The 19356-nt window shown below is 70.8% G+C and carries 12 protein-coding genes; 9 read left to right on the top strand and 3 right to left on the bottom strand.

Features of this window, described 5'->3' with window-relative positions:
• Positions 1–4: 4 nt before the first annotated feature.
• Complete coding sequence (locus tag ENSA5_RS01875; RefSeq protein ID WP_106389831.1) at positions 5–2806, top strand: glycosyltransferase family protein; 2802 nt, start codon at positions 5–7, stop codon at positions 2804–2806.
• Between the two features lie 8 nt (positions 2807–2814).
• On the opposite strand, the gene ENSA5_RS01880 is transcribed toward ENSA5_RS01875, so the two are convergent.
• Both ENSA5_RS01880 and ENSA5_RS01885 read right to left on the bottom strand, forming a co-directional pair.
• Entirely contained in the window at positions 2815–4341 is a 1527-nt protein-coding gene (locus ENSA5_RS01880; protein ID WP_258182696.1) for a hypothetical protein, read from the bottom strand.
• Between the two features lie 40 nt (positions 4342–4381).
• Complete coding sequence (locus ENSA5_RS01885) at positions 4382–4582, bottom strand: hypothetical protein (protein WP_106389832.1); 201 nt, start codon at positions 4580–4582, stop codon at positions 4382–4384.
• Between the two features lie 254 nt (positions 4583–4836).
• On the opposite strand from ENSA5_RS01885, the gene ENSA5_RS35455 reads away from it, so the two are divergent.
• The 6 genes from ENSA5_RS35455 to ENSA5_RS01910 all read left to right on the top strand — a co-directional run bounded on the left by ENSA5_RS35455 (position 4837) and on the right by ENSA5_RS01910 (position 13630).
• Entirely contained in the window at positions 4837–5160 is a 324-nt protein-coding gene (locus ENSA5_RS35455; protein ID WP_146155214.1) for a hypothetical protein, read from the top strand.
• 21 nt (positions 5161–5181) lie between these two features.
• The gene (locus ENSA5_RS01890; RefSeq protein WP_106389833.1) at positions 5182–5952 is read left to right on the top strand and encodes a PP2C family protein-serine/threonine phosphatase; all 771 of its coding nucleotides are present in this window, start codon (positions 5182–5184) and stop codon (positions 5950–5952) included.
• 48 nt (positions 5953–6000) lie between these two features.
• Positions 6001–7020 carry a hypothetical protein gene (locus ENSA5_RS01895; RefSeq protein ID WP_106389834.1) on the top strand — a complete coding sequence of 340 codons (1020 nt, stop codon included), beginning with the start codon at positions 6001–6003 and terminating at the stop codon, positions 7018–7020.
• Entirely contained in the window at positions 7017–8900 is a 1884-nt protein-coding gene (locus ENSA5_RS01900) for a phospholipid carrier-dependent glycosyltransferase (protein WP_106389835.1), read from the top strand. The genes ENSA5_RS01895 and ENSA5_RS01900 overlap by 4 nt, the downstream gene beginning before the upstream one ends.
• 76 nt (positions 8901–8976) lie before the next feature.
• Entirely contained in the window at positions 8977–11118 is a 2142-nt protein-coding gene (locus ENSA5_RS01905) for a response regulator (RefSeq protein ID WP_106389836.1), read from the top strand.
• A 205-nt stretch (positions 11119–11323) separates the two neighbouring features.
• Positions 11324–13630: a serine/threonine-protein kinase gene (locus tag ENSA5_RS01910; protein WP_181197193.1), complete on the top strand. Its 2307-nt coding sequence runs from the start codon at positions 11324–11326 to the stop codon at positions 13628–13630.
• Between the two features lies 1 nt (position 13631).
• Here the strand turns inward: ENSA5_RS01910 and ENSA5_RS01915 are convergent, their stop codons facing one another.
• On the bottom strand, positions 13632–15764 hold the full coding sequence (locus ENSA5_RS01915; RefSeq protein ID WP_106389838.1) for a response regulator: 2133 nt from the start codon (positions 15762–15764) through the stop codon (positions 13632–13634).
• A gap of 599 nt (positions 15765–16363) precedes the next feature.
• On the opposite strand from ENSA5_RS01915, the gene ENSA5_RS01920 reads away from it, so the two are divergent.
• Together ENSA5_RS01920 and ENSA5_RS01925 are read left to right on the top strand one after the other, a co-directional pair.
• The gene (locus ENSA5_RS01920) at positions 16364–17440 is read left to right on the top strand and encodes a PEGA domain-containing protein (protein ID WP_181197195.1); all 1077 of its coding nucleotides are present in this window, start codon (positions 16364–16366) and stop codon (positions 17438–17440) included.
• Between the two features lie 10 nt (positions 17441–17450).
• Complete coding sequence (locus tag ENSA5_RS01925; RefSeq protein WP_106389840.1) at positions 17451–18896, top strand: hypothetical protein; 1446 nt, start codon at positions 17451–17453, stop codon at positions 18894–18896.
• Positions 18897–19356 lie beyond the last annotated feature (460 nt).

The raw sequence follows: 19356 nt of genomic DNA on the forward strand, positions 1-19356 counted from the left end.
AGGCATGACCGACGAGACACACGACGACCGCGCCACGGCGAGGGCGGTGCGGGTCCTGCTCGGCCTGGTCCCGGCTGTGTTCGTGCTCGGGTTCGCCGGGTGGTTGCTGTGGCCGGTCCCGGCCGGGGTCATGCCGCTGTCGGCCGACCACACCGTGCACCTGACCCGGATCGCGCTCACGGCCGAGCGCCTCGGGAGCACGGGCTCGCTCTCGGGCTGGGATCCGACCTGGTTCTTCGGCTTCCCCCTCGGTGAGCTCTACCCCCAGCTCGGCGATCTCCTGATCATCGCGATCCACGCCCTCGGGCTCGGCGCCCTCGACTGGCCCTCGGCCTACGCCCTCGGCTTCTACCTGGTGTTTGCGATCCAGGGCCTGGTCTTGATCCGGGTCGGGCGGCTGTTCGGCTTCGGCCCGTGGCCGGGCCTGATCGCGGCGCTGCTGATGCTGGTCGACGCCGGGTTCACCCGCGAGGGCGGCTGGATGTACACGGTCTACTTCGGCGTCTGGCCCCAGGCGCTGGCGACGAGCCTGGCGTGGCTGGGCCTCGGCGAGCTCGCGCGGGCGCTGGGCTGGCAGCCAAGCCAGGTCCTCGCCGCCCGCGACCCCGAGCGCGGCGCGCCGAGCAAACCGAGCCCCGACGCGGCCACCCGCGCGACGCTGGCGGCCGGCCTGTGCTTCGGCGCGGCCTTGCTCGCCCACCCGATCGCGCTCCCGACCCTGGCGATCGGCGGGCTGTTGCTGATCGTGACCCTGATCCCGCGCGCGCCCGTCGACTGGCGCTCGGGCCTGGCCCGCTGCGTGCTCGCGGGGCTGATCGGCGCGCTCCTGGCCGCGTGGTGGTGGGTGCCGATGCTCCAGCACAAGGCGTGGATGGCCAGCTACGGCTGGCTGTTCGCGCCGCTCGAGACCATGACGCGCTGGCTGGTCGAGGACGGGCGCTGGGCCCAGCGGATGCCCGCGGCGGTCGGCTTCGTGGCCCTCGGCGGGATCGTGCTCGCGGCCCTCGGCGCCGGTCGGGTCGCGCGCTTCGTCGCCCTGTTCACCCTGGTCCAGTGGCTGCTCGCCAGCTCCGACCTGTTCTGGCAGCTGCGCCTCGATCGCTTCAGCGAGGGCTTTACCCACATCCAGTACCAGCGCTTCTTGATCGGCGCGAAGCCGGGGCTGTTCCTGTGCGCGGGGCTCGCGATGATCGCCCCGGCCGGGTGGGCGCGGCGGCTCTTCGTCCGCCGCGAGCAGCTGCGCTGGCCCGAGCGCCTCGCCGGCCTCGCCCGCCTCGCCCGACCCAACAAGCTCGCGATCGTCGGGGCCCTCGCGCTCGCGCCGGTCTCTGCGGCCCTCGGCCTGTGGCTGCTCGACGACTCCCGGGCGACGATCGCCGAGTACGAGGTCGGCGCGGTCCAGACCGAGCGGATGCCCGGCGACCCCGAGTTCGAGGCCGACTACCAGGCCTTCCTGGCCTGGGCCCGCGAGCAGTGGGACGCGCGCGAGCACGACTACCGCATCGCCGTCCGCGACCACCGCAACCGCCACCTGTTCATGGACGCCCCGGTCTGGACGCGCACGCCCCAGTACAAGCTGGGCTTCACGCCCGGCGACAATTTCGTGCACAAGCCCGAGACCGGCCAGCGCGAGCTGCTCGACAAGCTCGGCGTGCGCTTCATCGTCGCCCTCGACCGCGGCCGCGCCCGGCCCCGGCGAGGCGAGGTCGCGCGCTTCGGCAAGATCCACGTGCGCGAGCATCACGGCGCCGCCCGGGGCATCGCGTGGCTCGAGGGCGGCGACGGCGAGCTCGAGCTGCTCGACGCCGACCTCCGCGGCGGCCTCGTGCGCGTGCGGGTCAAGGGGGTCGACGAGGGCGCGCGGGTCGTGTTCGGGATCGCCGGCTACCCGCGCTGGCAGCTCACCCTCGACGGCGAGCCGCTCGAGTGGGTCGAGGATCCCGTCCACGGCGACGCCGCGCCGATCAGCCTGGCCGCGCGCGAGGCTGGCGAGCTCCGCGGCGGCAAGGCCGGAGGCGACGACGGGACCGAGCCGACGCTGATCGCCGCGGAGCTGCCCCCGGGGACCGACGGCGCCGTGCTCGAGCTGCGCTACCTGCCCCGCAACGGCCTCGAGTGGCTGGCCGAGGTCAGCTCGCTCCTGACCTGGCTCGGCCTCGGGATCGCCCTGGCCGGCCGCGGCGCGCGAAGCTGGGGTCCGCGCGCGCGCGAGCGCCTCGCGGGCCTCGAGCAGCGCGTGGCTCGGGCGCTGCACCCCCTCACGCTGATGATCCTGGTCCCGGCCCTGCTCGGGCTCGGCTACGCCCGCTGGCAGCTCGCGGCCGAGCGCGAGGCCAGCGAGCTGCTCGGCTGGATCGAAGCCGGCGCCGCCAACACCGAGCGCGTCGAGACCGGCCCGGTCAAGGCCGAGATGCTGATCCGGCCCGCGGTCATCATGCGCCCGCGCCCCGGTGAGCCGGCCGTCATCGAGCTCGAGCTCGACGAGCTGCCCGAGCACCTCGACGGCTGGATCGGCATCGACGACGACCAGGCCAAGAGCCCCGGCCGCTGGGCCCACCACGAGCTCAGCTTCGAGGTCCGCTGGAGCGGCAGCTCCGAGGCCCAGTGGTTCGAATTCATGCGCGTGCAGGTGCCCCACGAGGCCAGGCGCATCGAGTTTCACCAGCACACGGGCACGCTCTCGCTGCTGCCGGTCTACCTCCGCGTCACCGCCTTCGCCGACGGCAAGCGGCTCCCGCGGCTCGGCCTCAACCTCGAGCTCCAGCAGCAGCCGCGGTCCAATCCAGACGACGACCCCGCGCCCTGAGCCCGGGGTCAGGTCATGATCTCGCGGATCAGCGCGTCGTCGTCGTTGAGCGACTTGAACAGCTTGGTCCGCAGCGTGCCCCTCTTGTTGATCAAGCGCTGGGCCATCTGGTCGATCGCCAGGGTCGAGAGCACGGTCTGGATGTAGGCCTCGATCAGCTCGTCGATCCCGACGCCGAGGGCGTTGAAGTCTTTGCGGTCCATCAGCAGCAGGCGGCCGGTGTCGCTGTCCCAGCCGCCGTCGTCGCGCTTGATCGAGAGGTTGGTCCCGAGCATGTCCCAGCTCGAGTACTCGCCGAGCGTGGGCATCAGCGGCGAGCGAGCCCGGCGGGCGTAGATGACCAGGGGCCGAAACCCGCCAGGCCCGGCGCAGACCATCATGCGCAGGTCCGACACGAAGATCTTGGCCTTCTTGTTGGGCACGGTCCCGACGTGATAGAGGCGCCCGGCCGGCGTGTGCGAGCTCCACTGCGCGTTGCCGATCAGGCTCTGGACGATGAACCGATCGTAGCGCTGCTCGAGGGCCATGAAGGCGTCGAGCTCCTCGCTGCAGGTGATCGTGTAGACGCCCTGCCCGGCGTTGCTGTAGGGCACCTTGATCACCGCGTGGCCGCCGAGGCGCTGGACCCACAGCGGGATCTCGCGCTTGGACACGTCATAGGTGGTCTGCGGCGTGCGAATGGCCAGGCCCGTGCCCATCAGCGTGCCGTTGTAGAAGTCGTAGGCCTTGGCCGCGACCATCTTGTTGCGACCGCCCGCGAGGCACGAGATCACCGGGTTGAGGATCACCGTCTTGGTGTGGACCGGGATCCGATTCCACGGTCGCTGGGTCACGTAGCGGAACGCGCAGCGGATCGGGATCCAGGCGTCGGCGTCGTCGCGGATCTCGAGCACGCCGTTGACGAAGCGGACCCGCGCCTCGGCCTCGGGGCCGTCGGGGAACTCGACGAGGTGGACGTGCTCGTCGAAGAGGTCGGCCATCGCCGCGGCGTAGCCCGAGGCCTCCATCGGGTTCTTGTCGTAGATGACCGCGAGCTCGCCGGGCGGGAGCCGGCGGCCCCGGAGCATCGGCATGAACGCGCGCTCGAGGTTCTTGCGGTAGCCGAACTCCTCGTCGTGCTCGTCGTAGCTCGGCATCGACTTTTGGCCCGAGGGGCAGGAGTTGGTCTCGACGACGACCATGTGGCGGCGGCCGGCCTCGGTCGTGACGTGGAGCAGATCCGCGCCCGACCAGCGAAAGTAGCGAGGCTCGGTCTCGAGGATCTTGGCGAGGACCTCGGGCGCAACGCGCGGGTTGAGGTGGCAGTAGCGGCTGATGATCCGCTCGGGGTTGAGGATCAAGAAGAAGCGCACGAGCGGGTGCAGCTGCGCGTTGAGGACCCGGGGGTAAAAGTGACGCTCGGCCTCGAAGCTGCCCTGCACGAGCCGCTCGTAGCTCGGCCCTCGACCCCCCTTCGCGGAGCTCGGGTCGGGCTGCGAGGGTTCTGCTTGGGGGGCGCCGACCGTGGGGTCGCCTGGCCTGCTCGTGTCGCTCATGCCCCGCGACGCTAGCACCCGACACGGCGCCTCGCTGAGCTCACTCGTCCATGCCCAGAGACTCGAGCCCGGACGCGGCCGGCGAGCTCGGCGGCGCGTGGGCGCCGAGGCTCGCGTCGGTCCACGCGGCGAGATCGAGCGCGCCTGCGGGCGGCAGGCGGCGCCGCGCCAACTCCAGCTCACGCCCGAGCGGCCGCTCGCGGCCCTGCGTGGTCGAGTCGCTGAGGTCGCGGGGGTCCAAGCCTTCTCGCTCGTCCCAAATCGAGCGCTGAATTGAAAAAGCTGAATGATTTAGGACTAGTACGAGCCGCAAGGCGAGCGTTTGGGGTGAGCGGAGGGGGCTTCGCCGCCGCAGCGAGGGGCCTTTTTGAAAGGCCCCTTGAAAACTAAAGGCCTGAGTCGAGCGCGCAGCGCTTGATTCAGGGCTAGCAGTGCCTGCTTCGGGGCCAAGAGACCTGCGAGTCCCACTTCGGCATCGGACAGTGCTGCGTGATCATGGGCGGCTACAACAGCCAGCAGTACGGCCAGTGCAACGGCGGCGGCGGCGACGGCTCGGTTCACTGGCGCTGGGACTCGCACCCCGACGGCCACGGCGCTCCGGACGACCTCCCGGGCGATGTCGTGTCGCCGGGCAGGTGCGGTGACATCCTCGGCAGCTTCACCGACGGATCTCCGCGCTCGCGCCGCGCTCGCGGGGTGTCGACACCCCGGGGCGTCGACACCCCAGGGTCGACCGCGCTCGGCGGCAGCCTGAGGCGTCGCGACCCCAGACCGCGCCATAATTTCGCGGACTCGGCCATGGCACCCCCCTCGCAGTGACGAGGGCTTGGAGGACGCGCCATGACCCAGACCATCCACGCATCCGGCCGCTCGATCACGGGCCGCCGCCGCCGCAACGAGGACGCCTACCTCGTCGATCCCGAGCGCCACGTGTTCGCGGTCCTCGACGGGATGGGCGGTGAGGCCGGCGGCGAAGTCGCGAGCACGGTCGCGGCCGAGGCGATCGCCGACTTCTATCGCACGATCGCCACGGATCCCCAGGCGACCTGGCCCTACCCCCTCGACCTCGGTCGGACCTTGCTCGAAAACCAGCTCGACGCGGCGATCCGCCTGGCCAATCGCAGGATCCGCGCCCAACGCTGCGACGAGCTCGCGTCGATGGGCACCACGGTCGCCTCGCTGGCGCTGTCGGACGCGGACCGGTGCTGCGCCCGACTGGCCGCCCTCGGCCACGTCGGCGACAGCCGCGTCTACCTGCTCCGCGACGGCTCGCTGACCCAGCTGACCCGCGACCACTCGCTCTACGAGCAGCTGCGGGCCGACGGCGTCCCGCTCCCGCCGCTGTCGGAATTCATCCACGCCAACGTGATCACCCGGGCGCTCGGGCCGAGCGAGGACGAGCGCCCTGAGCTCTCGCGCGTGAAGCTCTACCCCGGAGATCGCTTCTTGCTGTGCACCGACGGCCTCAGCGGCGGGCTCGGGTCGAGCTCGATCACCGAGCTCCTGAGCCAGGGGACCGTCGACGAGGCCGCCGAGGCCCTGGTCGACGCGGCCTTCGAGGCCGGCTCGCGCGACAACATCACCGCGATCGTGGTCGAGGCCCCCGGCTAGCAGCCCGGGCTGCTAGTCGAGGCCCCGTCCGCGGAGTAGCATCCCAACGTGCCCGAGGGTCCCCCGGAGCCAGCGAGCGAGGACGCGAGCGAGGACGCGAGCGAGGACGCGAGCGAGGACGCGACCGCGACCGAGCCTCGGCCGCAGCCCCACGCCATGGTTCGAGTGATCCGGCCCAACGGCGCGGTCATCCTCCTCGGGCTGTTGTGCGCGCTCGCGGTCGTCGAGTCGATCGCGGCCTTCCTCGAGTACCGCGAGCGCCTCGACGAGCACGACTGGGACGCGGTCGGCCGGGCGCTCGCCGAGCACACCGACGAGCCGGTCATCGTCGCGAGCGAGTGGTTGGGCCCCAGCGCGCGCATGCACCTGGCCCAGACTCGAAGCTGGGACTCGCTGGCCTACCCGGATCTGCGCAGCTTCCCGCGCTTTTGGCTGCTGACCCACGCGCGCGAGCGCCCGTGGCACGCGGCGATGCGGGCCGAGCTCGAGGAGCTCCCCCGACCGGAGCTGCTCGCGATCCACCACATCGGCGAGCTGACCCTGCGCGAGTACCACCAAGACGTCGGCGTCGAGCGCTTCTCGCTGCTCGACTCGATCCGCGAGGTCCGCACGGCCCGGGGCCGATGCACGGGCAGCCACGGCCAGTGGCGCTGCAAGGACGGCCGCGTGGCGCTGCAGACCGTCGAGGTCGACTACCGCCCGCGGCGCTGCCTCGCGGTCGAGCTCGACGACGGCGTCATGGCCGAGGTCGAGCTCGGCGAGGTCGAGCTCGGCGACCGCATCCGCGGCCACGTCGGCTTTGGTGACTTCAACGCGCGCCTCCGGGCCGACCCCAGCGCACGACTCGAGCTCATGATCGATGGCGCCGTGGTCGGCCGCTGGGTGTTCAGCGACGATCAGGGCTGGGCCGCCTTCGCGATCGCCACGCCCCCCGGCCGCCACGAGCTCGGGCTGCGGGTGGGCACGAGCGTGGCCGGGACCTGGCAGCGCAGCGGCCACGAGCCCTCGCCGACCGACTCGCTGTGCGTCGAGCTGCGCGGCTTCGACGAAGGGGGGCGCCAGCCGTGAGCGCGCCGCCGGTCCCCGAGCCCCCGCCGCCCAAGCTGGGCCTGACCACCCGCGTGGTCCAGGCGCTCCGCTCACCGCGGCTGCTCGCCGCCTTGATCGGTCTGCTGACGGTCATGACCCTGATGCGCGGCGAGAGCGGGATCGGCTACGTCCGCGACGAGGGCGTGTACTTCGAGGCCTCGCGCCACTACGCCGCGTGGGTCGTGCGCTGGCAGGCCGAGGGCAGCGAGGCCAACACGCCCGAGATCCGCGACCGCTACTTCGGCCTCAACCACGAGCACCCCGCGCTGATGAAGCTCGCGGCCGGGCTCAGCGCCCGCGCCTTCGCCAAGCCCCCAGCGCCCGAGATCGAGGCCGGGCTCGCGGCCGTCAAGGGCGAGCGCAAGCGCGCCTGGCGACGCGAGCTCGCGAGCGTCGAGGGTGGAAAATTCCCCTGGCTGCGCGAGGGCGCGGCCATGCGCCTGCCCGCGATCCTCCTCGCGGGGCTCGGCGCCGCGCTGCTGTTTGCGACAGGCCGCCGGCTCGGCGGCGGCACCCTCGGCGGACTCCTCGCGGCCGGGTGGTTCATGCTGCTCCCGCGCGTGGCCTTCCACGCCAGCTTGCACGCCTTCGACGTGCCGATCGCGGTCATGACCCTGGTCGTCGCGCTCGCGTGGCTGCGGGCGCTGAGCGACTGGCGCTGGGCGATCGCCATTGGGCCGCTGCTCGGCGTCGCGATCGCCGTCAAGCACAACGCGATGTTCCTCGGCCCGCTCCTGACCCTGCACCTGTGGGTCTGCCTCGCCCTGCGCTGGCGCCAGGAGGGCGAGCGCCCGCGCCTGGTTCAGATCGTGCCGCTCCCCGTGCTCAGCATGGCCGTGCTCGGCCCGCTCGTCGCGTTGTTGCTGTGGCCGTGGATGTGGGACGACACGATCGCGCGGCTCGGCGAATACTTCGCCTTCCACCGTGAGCACAGCTACTACAACATGGAGTTTTGGGGGCGGAACTACAACCGCCCGCCGCTGCCGATCGCCTACCCCTTCGTGATGACCTGGGCGACCGTGCCGAGCGTGCTGCTGCTGCTCTCGGGCGTCGGCTTGCTGCTCGCGATGCGAACGCTCCGCTCGCCTCGGGCCCTGCGTCACCTCGGCCGCTTCGGTGACAACCGCGGCCGCGCGCGACTCCAGCGGGTCGGCGCTCGGGCCCGTCGCCGACGTCGAGGGCACGATCCCCAGCCTGGCTGGCGGACGCCGCTGCCGATCTTCGACGGCCGCGAGGAGCCCCTGCTCTACGTCGGGCTCGCCACCTTTCCGCTGCTGTTGATCGCCCTGCCCTCGATCCCGATCTTCGGCGGGACCAAGCACTGGTTGACGGCCTACCCCTTCCTGGCGCTGCTGGCCGCGATGGCCTGGGGCCGGCTGTGGTGGCGCGCGCGAACGCTCCTGCGTGCGTGGCCCAAGCTCTTGCGACGAGCGCCGCCGGTCGTGCTCGTCGCAGTGCTCACGCCCGGCGCGTGGGCGACCTTTCACGGCCACCCCTTCAACCTGTCGCAATACGCCCCGCTCGCTGGTGGCGCCCGCGGGGCGGCGGCGGCGGGCCTCAACCGTGGCTACTGGGGCCACGCGCTCGTCCCCTTGCTGGCCGATGAGGTCCTGCCCGCCGAGCGCGTTTATGTCCACGACGTTCACCGGCTCGCGATCACGCAATACCGGCGAGAGGGACGCTGGCCGAGCTGGCAGCCGAGCGGAATCGGGCGCGCCGACGCGGCCCTGCTGTTCCCGGAGAAGCACATGCTCAGCGACGAGATCATGATCTGGGACAAGCTCGGGACCGTGCAGCCAGCGATGGTCCTGACCCTCGACGACGTCCCGGTCGCGATCGTCTACCAGCGCCCGGACTGAGCCCCTGCGCTCGTCGGGTCGGCTCGCTCCCGCGCGTGTCGACCTTCGGCTTCGTGCTACATTCTCGACCCCTTTCATGAGCAAGGTCGAGGAGGCAGCTCGCAAGCTTCGCGGTCGTTACCTCGAAGGCTTGCCAGCGAAGCGCAAGGTCGTCGAAGCCGCGATCCAGGCGCTGCGCGGCGAGAGCGTGGCCAAGGCCGAGGCTCAAGACACGCTGCATCGGCTCGCCCACCAGATCCGGGGTTCGGCCGCGAGCTACGGCTTCGCCCAGATCGACGCCGCCGCGGACGAGCTCGAGCACGCCACCAACGACGCCTCGATCTTCGCCGCCGCGGACGCGCTCGTCCGCGCCCTCGCCCAGGCCCACGCAGCCGAGTCGCCTCGGACCACGCGAATCTTGTTGGTCGACGACGATCCCGAGATTGGCGAGGTCGTCGACCTGCTCCTGGCCGACGAGAACATCCTGCTCACCCAGATCACGAGCGCGACGGCGGCCCGTCCCGAGCTCGAAAACGGCGAGTGGGACCTCATCTTCGTCGACCTCATCCTCCCCGACGCCGACGGCCGGACCCTGCTCACGGAGCTCCGCAGCTACCCAAACCACCGCGACACCCCGCTGATCGTGCTCAGCTCCAAGACCGGCTCCCTGGTCAAGAACGAGTGCGCGATGTACGGGATCGACGCGTTCATGGAGAAGCCCATCGACCCGGCGACCTTCGCCGTCGGCATCACCTCGGTGCTCACGCGGTCCCGGAGCCTGCGCAACGCCGCCTACGACGACGACCCCAGCGGGCTGCCCAATCGCGTCGGCTTCCGCCGCGCCTTCGAGCCGCTGCAGATGCTCGCGGCCAGCAACGGCCAGCCGCTGTCGCTCGCGCTCCTCGACATCGACCAGCTCGATCGCCTCAACAAGGTCCACGGGCGCCGGGTCGGCGACGAGGCCATCACCTCGCTCACCCGGGCGCTCCGCGAGTGCCTGCGCCGCTGCGACGTGATCGGGCGCTGGGGCGGCGAGGAGTTCGTCGTCGGCCTGCCCGAGCTCGACGCCGAGGCGGCCGCGGCGACGCTCCACGAGGTCGCAGACACCCTGCGCGGGGCCCCGCTCGGGCCAGGGATCGACCCTTTGACCTTCTCGGCCGGCGTGGTTCAGCTCAGGCCAGACGAGGCCCTCGACTTCGGGCTCCTGCGCGCCGATCAGCTCCTCGACCAGGCCAAGCGCGGCGGACGAGATCAGATCGCGCACGTGCCCGAGGCGGCCCGCGCTGACCTCCCGACGATCCTGGTCGCCGAGGACGATCCGGGCATCGCCGCGCTCTTGCTCCACGACCTGAGCGAGGACTTCACCGTGACCCACGTCCCCAACGGCGACGCCGCGATCGAGGCCGCGACCGCGGCCCGCTTCGACGTGGTCCTGCTCGACTACCAGATGCCCGGACGCGACGGCGTCGCGGTCGTTCGCGCGCTGCGGCAGCGGCCCGAGTATCGCGAGACCCCGATCTTGCTCCTGACCGCCGTCGGCAGCGACGCGGCGGTCGAGGCCGCGTTCGCGGCCGGAGCCGACGACTACATCAGCAAACCCCACAGCGGACGAGCGCTGCGGGCTCGACTGAGCCGCCACCTCGGCCGATCGCTCGGCCAACCGAAGGTGAGCGCGCAGTCCGAAGTCAACGAGACCGTCGTCACCGCGCTGTTTTGCGACATCAGCGGATTCTCCGAGATCGCCGCCAAGCTCGCCCCGCGCGACGTCGTCGCCTTGCTCAAGTCCTACTTTCCGGTCATCGCCGACGTCGTCTTTCGTCACGACGGGACCCTCGAGAAGTACATCGGCGACGCCATCTTGGCGGTCTGGGGCACCCCCGCTCGCCACGATGACGACGTCTCGCGGGCCCTGCGGGCCGCGGTCGAAATCCAACACGCCGTGGCCGAGCTCGAGCACGGGAGCTCGGAGCCCCTCCAGGTCCACATCGGGCTCAACAGCGGGCCGGTCGCGGCCGCGAACATCGGCTCTCGTCACCTCCTGCAATACGCAACAATCGGCGACGCGACCAACCTCGCGAGTCGGGTCTGTGACATCGCCGGGCCGGGCGAGATCGCCCTCGGGGCGACGACGGTCGAGATGCTCGACGGCACCTCCCCGTGGCCGCTCGACGGGCCCTTCCCCCACCGAATCAAGGGCCGAGACCAGCCCATCTCGGTCTACAAGCTACGCTGGAGCTAAAGGCGCGCACGGCGCAGCGTCGCCCTGGCGACGCCTCGTCCGGCTCTTCACCAGCAAAACTGTGTCCGCGCGAAGGCGCCCGAGCCCTCGTTGCCAAGCGCGACGCGAGAGGCGATGGGCGATATCGTGGGCTGTCGATTTAGCGCTTTGCTTTGCGCTGGACTTCGATGGACGATCGAACATTGACGCGTCAGGGACCACGGGCTTGGATCTTCCAGACAAAAAAGAGGCGAGTTCGCTGGAGCTCGTGGACACCCAGCGGCGGCTGACCGCCGTCCGCCTCGACTCCAGCCGGGCGGCCCGCCTGACCCTGACCCGCCCGGCCACGCGGCAGACCGCGCGCGAGACCGCCGCAGACATCGAAGACGGCGACCTCGACTCGCAGTGGCTCAGCGCAGACCCGGGCAGCCGCCTGAGCTCGGGCGAGCTGGTCCCCGGGACCCGGTTCAAGATCATCCGCTGGATCGGTGAGGGGGGCATGGGCCAGGTCTTCGAGGCCGTCCACGTCGACATCCAGCGCCTCGTCGCGCTCAAGGTGCTCAAGTCGAGCCTCGGCATCACGCCAGATCTGTGCGCGACCTTCCTGGCCGAGGCCCGGGCCTGCGCGAAGATCGAGTCGCGCTTCGTCGTCAGCGTGCTCGACTTTGGCGTCCTCCCCGATGACCGGCCCTTCTTCGCGATGGAGCTGCTCGCCCAGGAGAACCTCCACACCGAGCTCGGCGACGGGTGGATGTCGCTCGAGCGCGCGATCCCGATCTTGCGCCAGCTCTGCAAGGCCCTCGCCGCGATCCACAAGGCCGGGCTGGTCCACCGCGACCTCAAGCCCGAGAACGTGATCATCCAGGCCGAGGATGGCCGGGCCGACACGGTCCGCGTCGTCGACTTCGGGATCGCGGCCGAGCCCGGGGGCAGGACCCGGGTCGCGGGCACGCCGACCTACATGGCCCCCGAGCAGATCCGCGGCCACAACTTCGACGCCCGCCTCGACATCTACGCCCTCGGCTGCATGGCCTACGAGATGCTGAGCGGGGGGCCGCCCTTCGAGGGCTCGCTGTTCGAGGTCTTCGAAGCGCAGCTCGGGCGAGCCCCTCCGCCGATCTCCAAGCGCCGCGACGGCCTCCCGCCCGAGCTCGACGCGGTCCTGCTCAAGTGCGTGGAGAAGGCCCCGGAAGACCGCTGGGCCAACGTCCACGAGCTCGAGGCCGCGCTGTGCGAGATCCAGATCCTCGCCGGCTTCATCACGCCCTGGGACGACCTCGCGATGCCCGAGATCGACGAGTCCGCGCGTGAGTCCCTCGTCGCCCGGATGCCGCGGGCGACGGCACAACCCGCGCAGCCGAGCCGCCGCCCCTGGTGGATCGGCGTCGGCGTCGGCGCCCTCGCGATCGGCCTGATCGCGGGCACGCTGCTGCGCCAGGGCGGTGATCGCCGCGAGCAGCCCAGGCCCGCAGACCCGGTCGCCGACGCCCCCGCCGACACGCACATCGACGAGCTCAGCGACGCGGTCAGGCTCGCGGCGTCTCGCGCCTACTGGGTCTACCCGCCGATCGCCGATCCCGATCAGCCGACCGCGCTGAGCTGGATCCGCGAGCTCGAGGCCGAAGAGGGCCCCCTCGCCGAGGACGCCCATGCCCGCGCCGCCGAGCTTCGCACGGAGATCGCCGCGACCCTGGTTCGCTTCGGCGACAAGTACTGGGCTCACGAGCACGGGCGCTCGTTCGCGGTCGAGTACTACGCCCTCGCGCTCATCTTCATGCCGACCGAGCCGCGCGCGCTCGCGCGCAGCTCGATCACCCCCGCGCAGCTCGCCGACGTCATCGCCCGGGCCCAGCGCGGCGAGTTCACGGCCGCCGAGCTGCGCGCCGCCGAGGTCATGACGATGCTCGCCGACGAGGACCACGAGCGCATGCACGACCGGGTCGTCGCGCTGATCGAGGATGACGACACGATCTTGTCGGTCCAGACCCGCGAGAGCCTGCTCGAGGTCGCCCAACCCGCGGACAACACCGAGCTGGTCACCGCGGGTATGTACACTGAGGGCGTCAGCGACGAGACCGGCGACGAGACCGGCGACGAGACCGGCGACGAGACCGGCGGCGAGACCGGCGGCGAGAACGGCGACGCGGACAGCTCGCGCCCCGAAGAGATCCGCGACCCGGCCAAGGCGACCGCGCTGGCCAAGCGGGCCGAGAAGGTGCTCGGCCGCGGCGATCGAAACCAGGCCGAGCGGCTGTTCAACGAGGCCATCTCCCACGACAACCGCTCGGTCACGGCGCTCTCGGGCCTCGCCGTCTTGCACTTCGACGCTGGCGAGTACGGCACGGCGCTCAGCTACGCACGCAAGGCCTCGCGGCTGCGGCCCAAAGATGGCGACCTCCACGTGTTCGTCGGCGACTGCTACCTCAAGGTCTTGCGCTACAACAGCGCGCGAGCGGCCTATCAAAAGGCCGCTGACCTCGGGCACCCCCGCGCCGCCAAGCGGATCAGCTACCTCGACGGCTTGACCCGCTGAGTCACTGCCAGCGCAGGCGATAGAGCTCGACCGAGCGCCCCTCGACCTGCCATGGAACCGGCCCGTTGAGCGACCCCGACGAGCTCGCGGACGACTGCTCGACGGTCTTGGCGTCGAGGACGATCGCGCCCGCGCTGACGGTCGTCGCCATCTCTCGGGCGACCCGCACGACCCCGTCGAGCGCGCCCTCTTGCACGTAGCGCTGCCCGGCCACCGACGCCGCCGTGACCAGGCTGCTGTGGAGCCCAACGCGAACGCCGAGCGGCCGCGAGACCGACGCCATCTGACGCACAGCCTGCTGGATCTCGACCGCGGCCTTCAACGCGCGCCTGGCGTCGTCCTCGCGGAGGACCGGGGCTCCGAACACGGCGACCAGGCGGTGGCCGCCGAGCTTGTCGACCTCGGCCTTGCGCCGAACGAGGATCTTGGTTGCGAGCGAGGTGTAGCCGTCGAGCACCGGCCTGAGCCGCTTCGCCGGCAACCCAGCCCCCGGCCCCTCGACATCGACAAAGTCGCAGACCACCACCGTGACCATGGACTCGACGGTCTGCGGGACGGGTCGCGGGGTGTCGTCGGAGAGCGCGACCGCGGAGCGCCCAAGGTGGCGAAACAGGCGAGCGAGCAGCGCCCGCCGCCGGTGGGGCTTGGTGATGTAGTCGTCGGCCCCGGCCGCGAAGGCCTGTTCGACCGCGGTGTCGCTGCCGATCGCCGTCAACAGCAAGATCGGCGTGTCTCGGTACTCGGGCCGCGTGCGCAGCTCTCGGACCACGTCGATGCCGTTTCGCCTCGGCATCTGATAGTCGAGCATCACGATGTCGAAGCGCTCACGCGCCGAGAGCTCGAGGGCCTCGCCGCCGTCGCCGACGTGGGTGACCTCGAAGTCCTCGCTGAGGTCGCGCATGATCAGCGAGGCCACGCCCGGATCGTCCTCGGCGAAGAGCAAGCGCGGCCGGCCGTCGGCGACGGGCTCGAGCTCGCAGATGCTCTTGCCCCGGCCTGTCCGCTTGACCTGGTAGAGCAGCTGATCGGCCCGCAGCAGCCCGAAGTCGAGGGTCTCGCCGGGCTCGAGCTCGGTCACGCCGCCCGAGAAGGTCATGGGGTTTTGCGCGCCGAAGTCCTCGTGCTCGCGCAGGGCCCGGGCGGCCCGACCGAGCAGCTCGACGGCCGCCTTGGCGCCGGTCTCGGGCAGGCCAATGATGAACTCTTCGCCGCCCCAGCGACCGACCAGATCGGAGTGACGCAAGCTGGCCTTGATCGTCTGGGCGGCCGTGACCAAGGCCCGGTCCCCGACGTGATGGCCGAAGTCATCGTTGAAGCGCTTGAAGTGATCGATGTCGAGCAGCGCCAGTGACAGCGGCGAGCCGTTGCGCTCCGCGAGCAGCCGCAAGGGCTCGAAGGCCCGGCGAAACCCGACCCGGTTGGGCAAGCCCGTGAGCGAGTCGTCGTAGGCGGCTGCCTGCAGCGAGCGCGCCCGACCGAGGACCGACGCGATGCCGACGGCGAAGGTCCGCGGGTCGATCGGCTTCTCGATGTAGCTGTCGATCCCGTACATGGCGCACTCGTTCTTGACCAGCGAGCTCGTCTTGGCGCTGAGTACGATCAGCGGCGTGTCACGGTGGCTGGGCGCGGCGCGAATGCGAGTCAGCAGGGTTCGACCGTCGGCGTCGGGCAGGATCAGATCGACAAAGATCGCGCTCCAGTCACCCGAGTTGAGCTCCTCGTGACCCTCGGCCGCCGTCAGGACCTGCGTGAGCGAGATGCGCTCCTCACTGAGCAAACCTTCGAGCAGCGGGCCGACCGCGGGATCGTCGTCGATCAGCAGGATCTTCATGTACGGAGACGACTCCGCGCGATAGACCTCGTGCAGGGCGACGATGAGCTCGGCCGCGGCCTGCTCGAGCTCCGCGGTCGTCTCGGCATACTCGAGCCGATACGCGGCGTTGTCGATCTCGAGCAATCCGTAGCTCGCCGCTGACCCGCGGATCTGGTGGGCGATCCGACGCAACGTCCCATCCGCCTCGGGATCGCCCAGGCTCCTGGCAGTCAGCGCCTCTTGAACGACGCGACGCTTGGCCGGGAGCCCTTCGATGTAGCGAACACGAAGCTTGCGTGCGGCCTCGGCCAGGATACTCATGGCGATGCGCTAGCGGGGCACGAGGAGAGGACGAGAGTCACGGAGAGGCTTGCGTCATCCTACCGAAATCCGATGCGAAATCTACGTGCAGTCGTAGCCACGAAGGTCGAAGGCCCGATATTGCGCAGCCTCACTCCGCGCCAGTCCCCTGTGTCTGAAGCTCCTGGCAAAACCCCAGGCCCAGGAAAGCCGCCTCTAGCAGCCCGGGGTGCAATGCCTCGCGCCGCCTCGCTTGGCCTCTTCGCCGAGGGCGTTGTCGCCAAAACTTGCAGTACGCCCGGTACAGCGGCGTTTTGGCTTCGCGCCCTCGGCGAAAATTCCGGCGCGAGGCGACACGATGCATTGCACCCCGTCTCGGGCCCCGTCCCCGCCGAGCCGGCCAAGCCGGCCAAGTCCCCCGGGCTCATTGATTTTTTTTCGCTCCCTGGGGACTCGAGCGCCTCGCGTTGAGCATCTCCATGCTTGCGCAGGGGGCGTCCGCGCCCCTTGGCCCACGATTCGGGCCGAAACGCTGTGATTTCTCCAGGGCCGAGAGCCGCGGTTCTGCGCTACGCTCGCAAGCGCTGGCCCGGCGGCTGTCGCCTGGGCGCGCGACCGAGATGATCACGTCACCCGACCCCTTCATGCACCTGCGCCGCTGTCTGGTGGCGCTCGTCGCCACGCCGAGCCTGATCGTCGGCTCCTGGGCGAGCGCGACACCGCCCGCCGATGAGGTCGCGCCCGAGGCACCCGCCGCGGGCGACCGCGTCGTGCTCATGCTGCCCCTCGAGGTCGAGGGCGAGCTGTCCGAACAGGACCGCCGCGACCTTGTCACCCAAATGCAGGCGGGCTTCGAGCATACCCGAATCGTCCTGACCGATTCTGCCCCACCCACGTGCAGCGACGACGCCTGCCTGCGCGCGTTCGGCCGCGAGATGAACGCGGACTACGTGATCTCGACGCAGATCAGCGCCGGGGACCGCGACTACCAGGTTCAAATGCGCGCGCTCTCGGTTCACGGCGAGCGCCCGGCGACCCGCGCCAAGATCGACTGCCCGGTCTGCGGCATCGCCGAGGTCTCCGATCAGCTCGCGGCCAAGGCCAGGGTCATGCGCGACTGGGTCCTCGCCGACAGCGAGGCCATCGAGCTGCGCATCGAGGGCAGCCCGAGCTCCGCGATCGTCAGCGTCGATCAGCAGCAAGTCGGGACCCTGCCCTTCTCCGGCCACCTCGGCGCGGGCGAGCACGAGGTCACCGTCAGCGCGCCCAACTACATCAGCAAGACGGTCCCGCTGCGGGCGCTCTCGGGCTCGTCGGTCGAGCTGGTCATCGACCTCGAGCCCGAGCCGATCGGCGGGCCGCGGGTCGACAGGGCCTGGCGTCTGCCCGTGGCCGGGACCGCGATCGGCCTCGGCGTCGCCGCGCTCGTGACCGGCGCGACCTTTCTCGCCCTCGACGGACGACCGATCGGCTCGCGCTGCAACGACCCCGCCAACCTCGACGCCGACGGCGACTGTGAGTTCATCTACACCTCGCTGCCGGCCGGCGTCGGCCTGACCGTGGGCGGAGCCGTGCTCGCCGGGGTCGGCGTCGGCCTCCTGGTCGTCGAGCTCAAGCAGCGCAGGACCGGCGACACGGCCGCGCGGGTCCAATTCGGCGTTGGCCTCGACCGCGCGAGCCTGCGCGTTGACTTTTGACGGGGCCCGCTTGCTGGACCGCAAGTACATCGCTCCGCTGGTCGTGTTCCTCGTCGCGCTCCTGGGCCTGTGCGCGCTCGCGGGTCGCGAGCGGCTGACCAAGCCCAGCCACGACAACCACTACGCCCACCTGGCCCAGGCCTGGCTCGACGGCCGCCTCCACCACGAGGGCAAGCCGCCCGGCTATTGCTCACCCAAGCAGCGGCGGGCCAAGAAATGCCGGCGCCACACCTACGATGACTGGGCCCGGGTCTGGACCCTCGAGCTGCGCGATGGCTCCACGCTGAAGGGCTTCCCGTGCAAGACCAAGGACTGCCAGGCGCTGCGGCGCCGCGGCGTCGAGGCCTGGCTCCCCCTCGGCCTCGACCACTCGCTGCGCGAGATCGAGAGCCGCGACATCGTCTCGCGCCACGAGACCTGGTACGTCAGCTTCCCCCCGGGCCCCGCGCTGGCCATGCTGCCCGCCGTCGCCATCCACGGGACCGCGGCCCGCGACGTGCTCTTGACCTGTGTGCTCGCGGCGCTGATCCCCGTCGTGCTCCTGCGGCTGTTCGACCGCGAGCGCGGGATCACGGGCGGCCGCGGGCGCGAGCACCTGTGGGCGGTCGCGGCCTGGACCTTTGCGAGCCCGGCGGCCTTCGTCGGCGCCCACGGCCGGGTGTGGTTCACGGCCCAGATCTGCGGGGCCCTGTGCCTGTGCGCGTACGTGTCGAGCGGCTGGAATTGTCGGCGGCCAGCGCTGGCCGGGCTGTGGCTCGCGCTCGCGGTCACCTGTCGGCCGCACCTCGCCTTCGCGCTGCCCTTTTTCGTCGGCGAGTGGTGGCGCGAGCAAAAAGGCTCGCGCGCCCGGTTGAACGCGGCGCTTCGCTTCGCCGCGCCGCTCGCGATCATCGGCGCCCTGGTCATGGCCAACAACTACGCGCGCTTCGAGGACCCGCTCGAGTTCGGCCACCGCTTCCTCGACATCCGCTGGCAGCAGCGCATGCAGGAGGTCGGCATGTTCTCGACGGACTACCTGGGCCGAAACCTCCGCTGTGCGTTCTCCTTGCTGCCCGTGTGGCGCGACGGCCCATGGGACGGGCGTCTCCCCCGGGTCTCGGTCCACGGCTCCTCGCTCATCCTGGGCGCGCCCTGGCTGCTCGCCCTCGGCCTCGGCCGCGAGCGTTGCCCCCAGCGTTGGGGCCTCCTGATCAGCGCCCTCGCCGTCGCCCTGCCCTCGCTGCTCTACCAAAACAGCGGCCAGCTCCAGTTCTCGTATCGCTTCGCCGTCGACTGGCTCGCGCTGGTCCTGATCGCAATCGTATTCGGCGGCGGGGCCAAGCGACCGTGGTTCCCAATCCTCGTCACCCTCGGAGCCGCGTGGCAGCTCTACGGCGCCTGGATGTTCGGCCGCCGCCCCGGCCAACTATTCGTGACCGACCCACCCAGCTGGCCATTCGAGAACGAGCTCGAGTAAGCAGCGCACAACGCCCGCAGGGCTCTAACCCACTGACCCCCACGCAGCGTCCAAACCAGCTAACGTCCGAAGGACCCGAAAAAAGCCCCCTTCTAGAGACCTGCCGCGCCGCCGCAGTACGTGGCAAAGTCCCCGACGCCCCATGGGGTCCAAAAAAACTCGCTAACGTCCGAAGGCACCAAAACAAGCCCCCTTCTAGGGGGCCACGCACCCAGGCCGCGAAGCTCATACCAGCCCACCGAGAGAGGGAGCGCAGCGACCGAACGACCTGCCGCGCAGCGGCAGTGCGTGGCAGAGTCGCCAACGGCCAGGGGGGTCTAAAGAAGCCCCCTTCTAGGGGGCCACGCACCCAGGCCGCGAAGCTCATACCAGCCCACCGAGAGAGGGAGCGCAGCGACCGAACGACCTGCCGCGCAGCGGCAGTGCGTGGCAGAGTCGCCAACGGCCAGGGGGGTCTAAA

Source organism: Enhygromyxa salina (genome assembly GCF_002994615.1).
GTDB classification, from domain to species: domain Bacteria; phylum Myxococcota_A; class Polyangia; order Nannocystales; family Nannocystaceae; genus Plesiocystis; species Plesiocystis salina_A.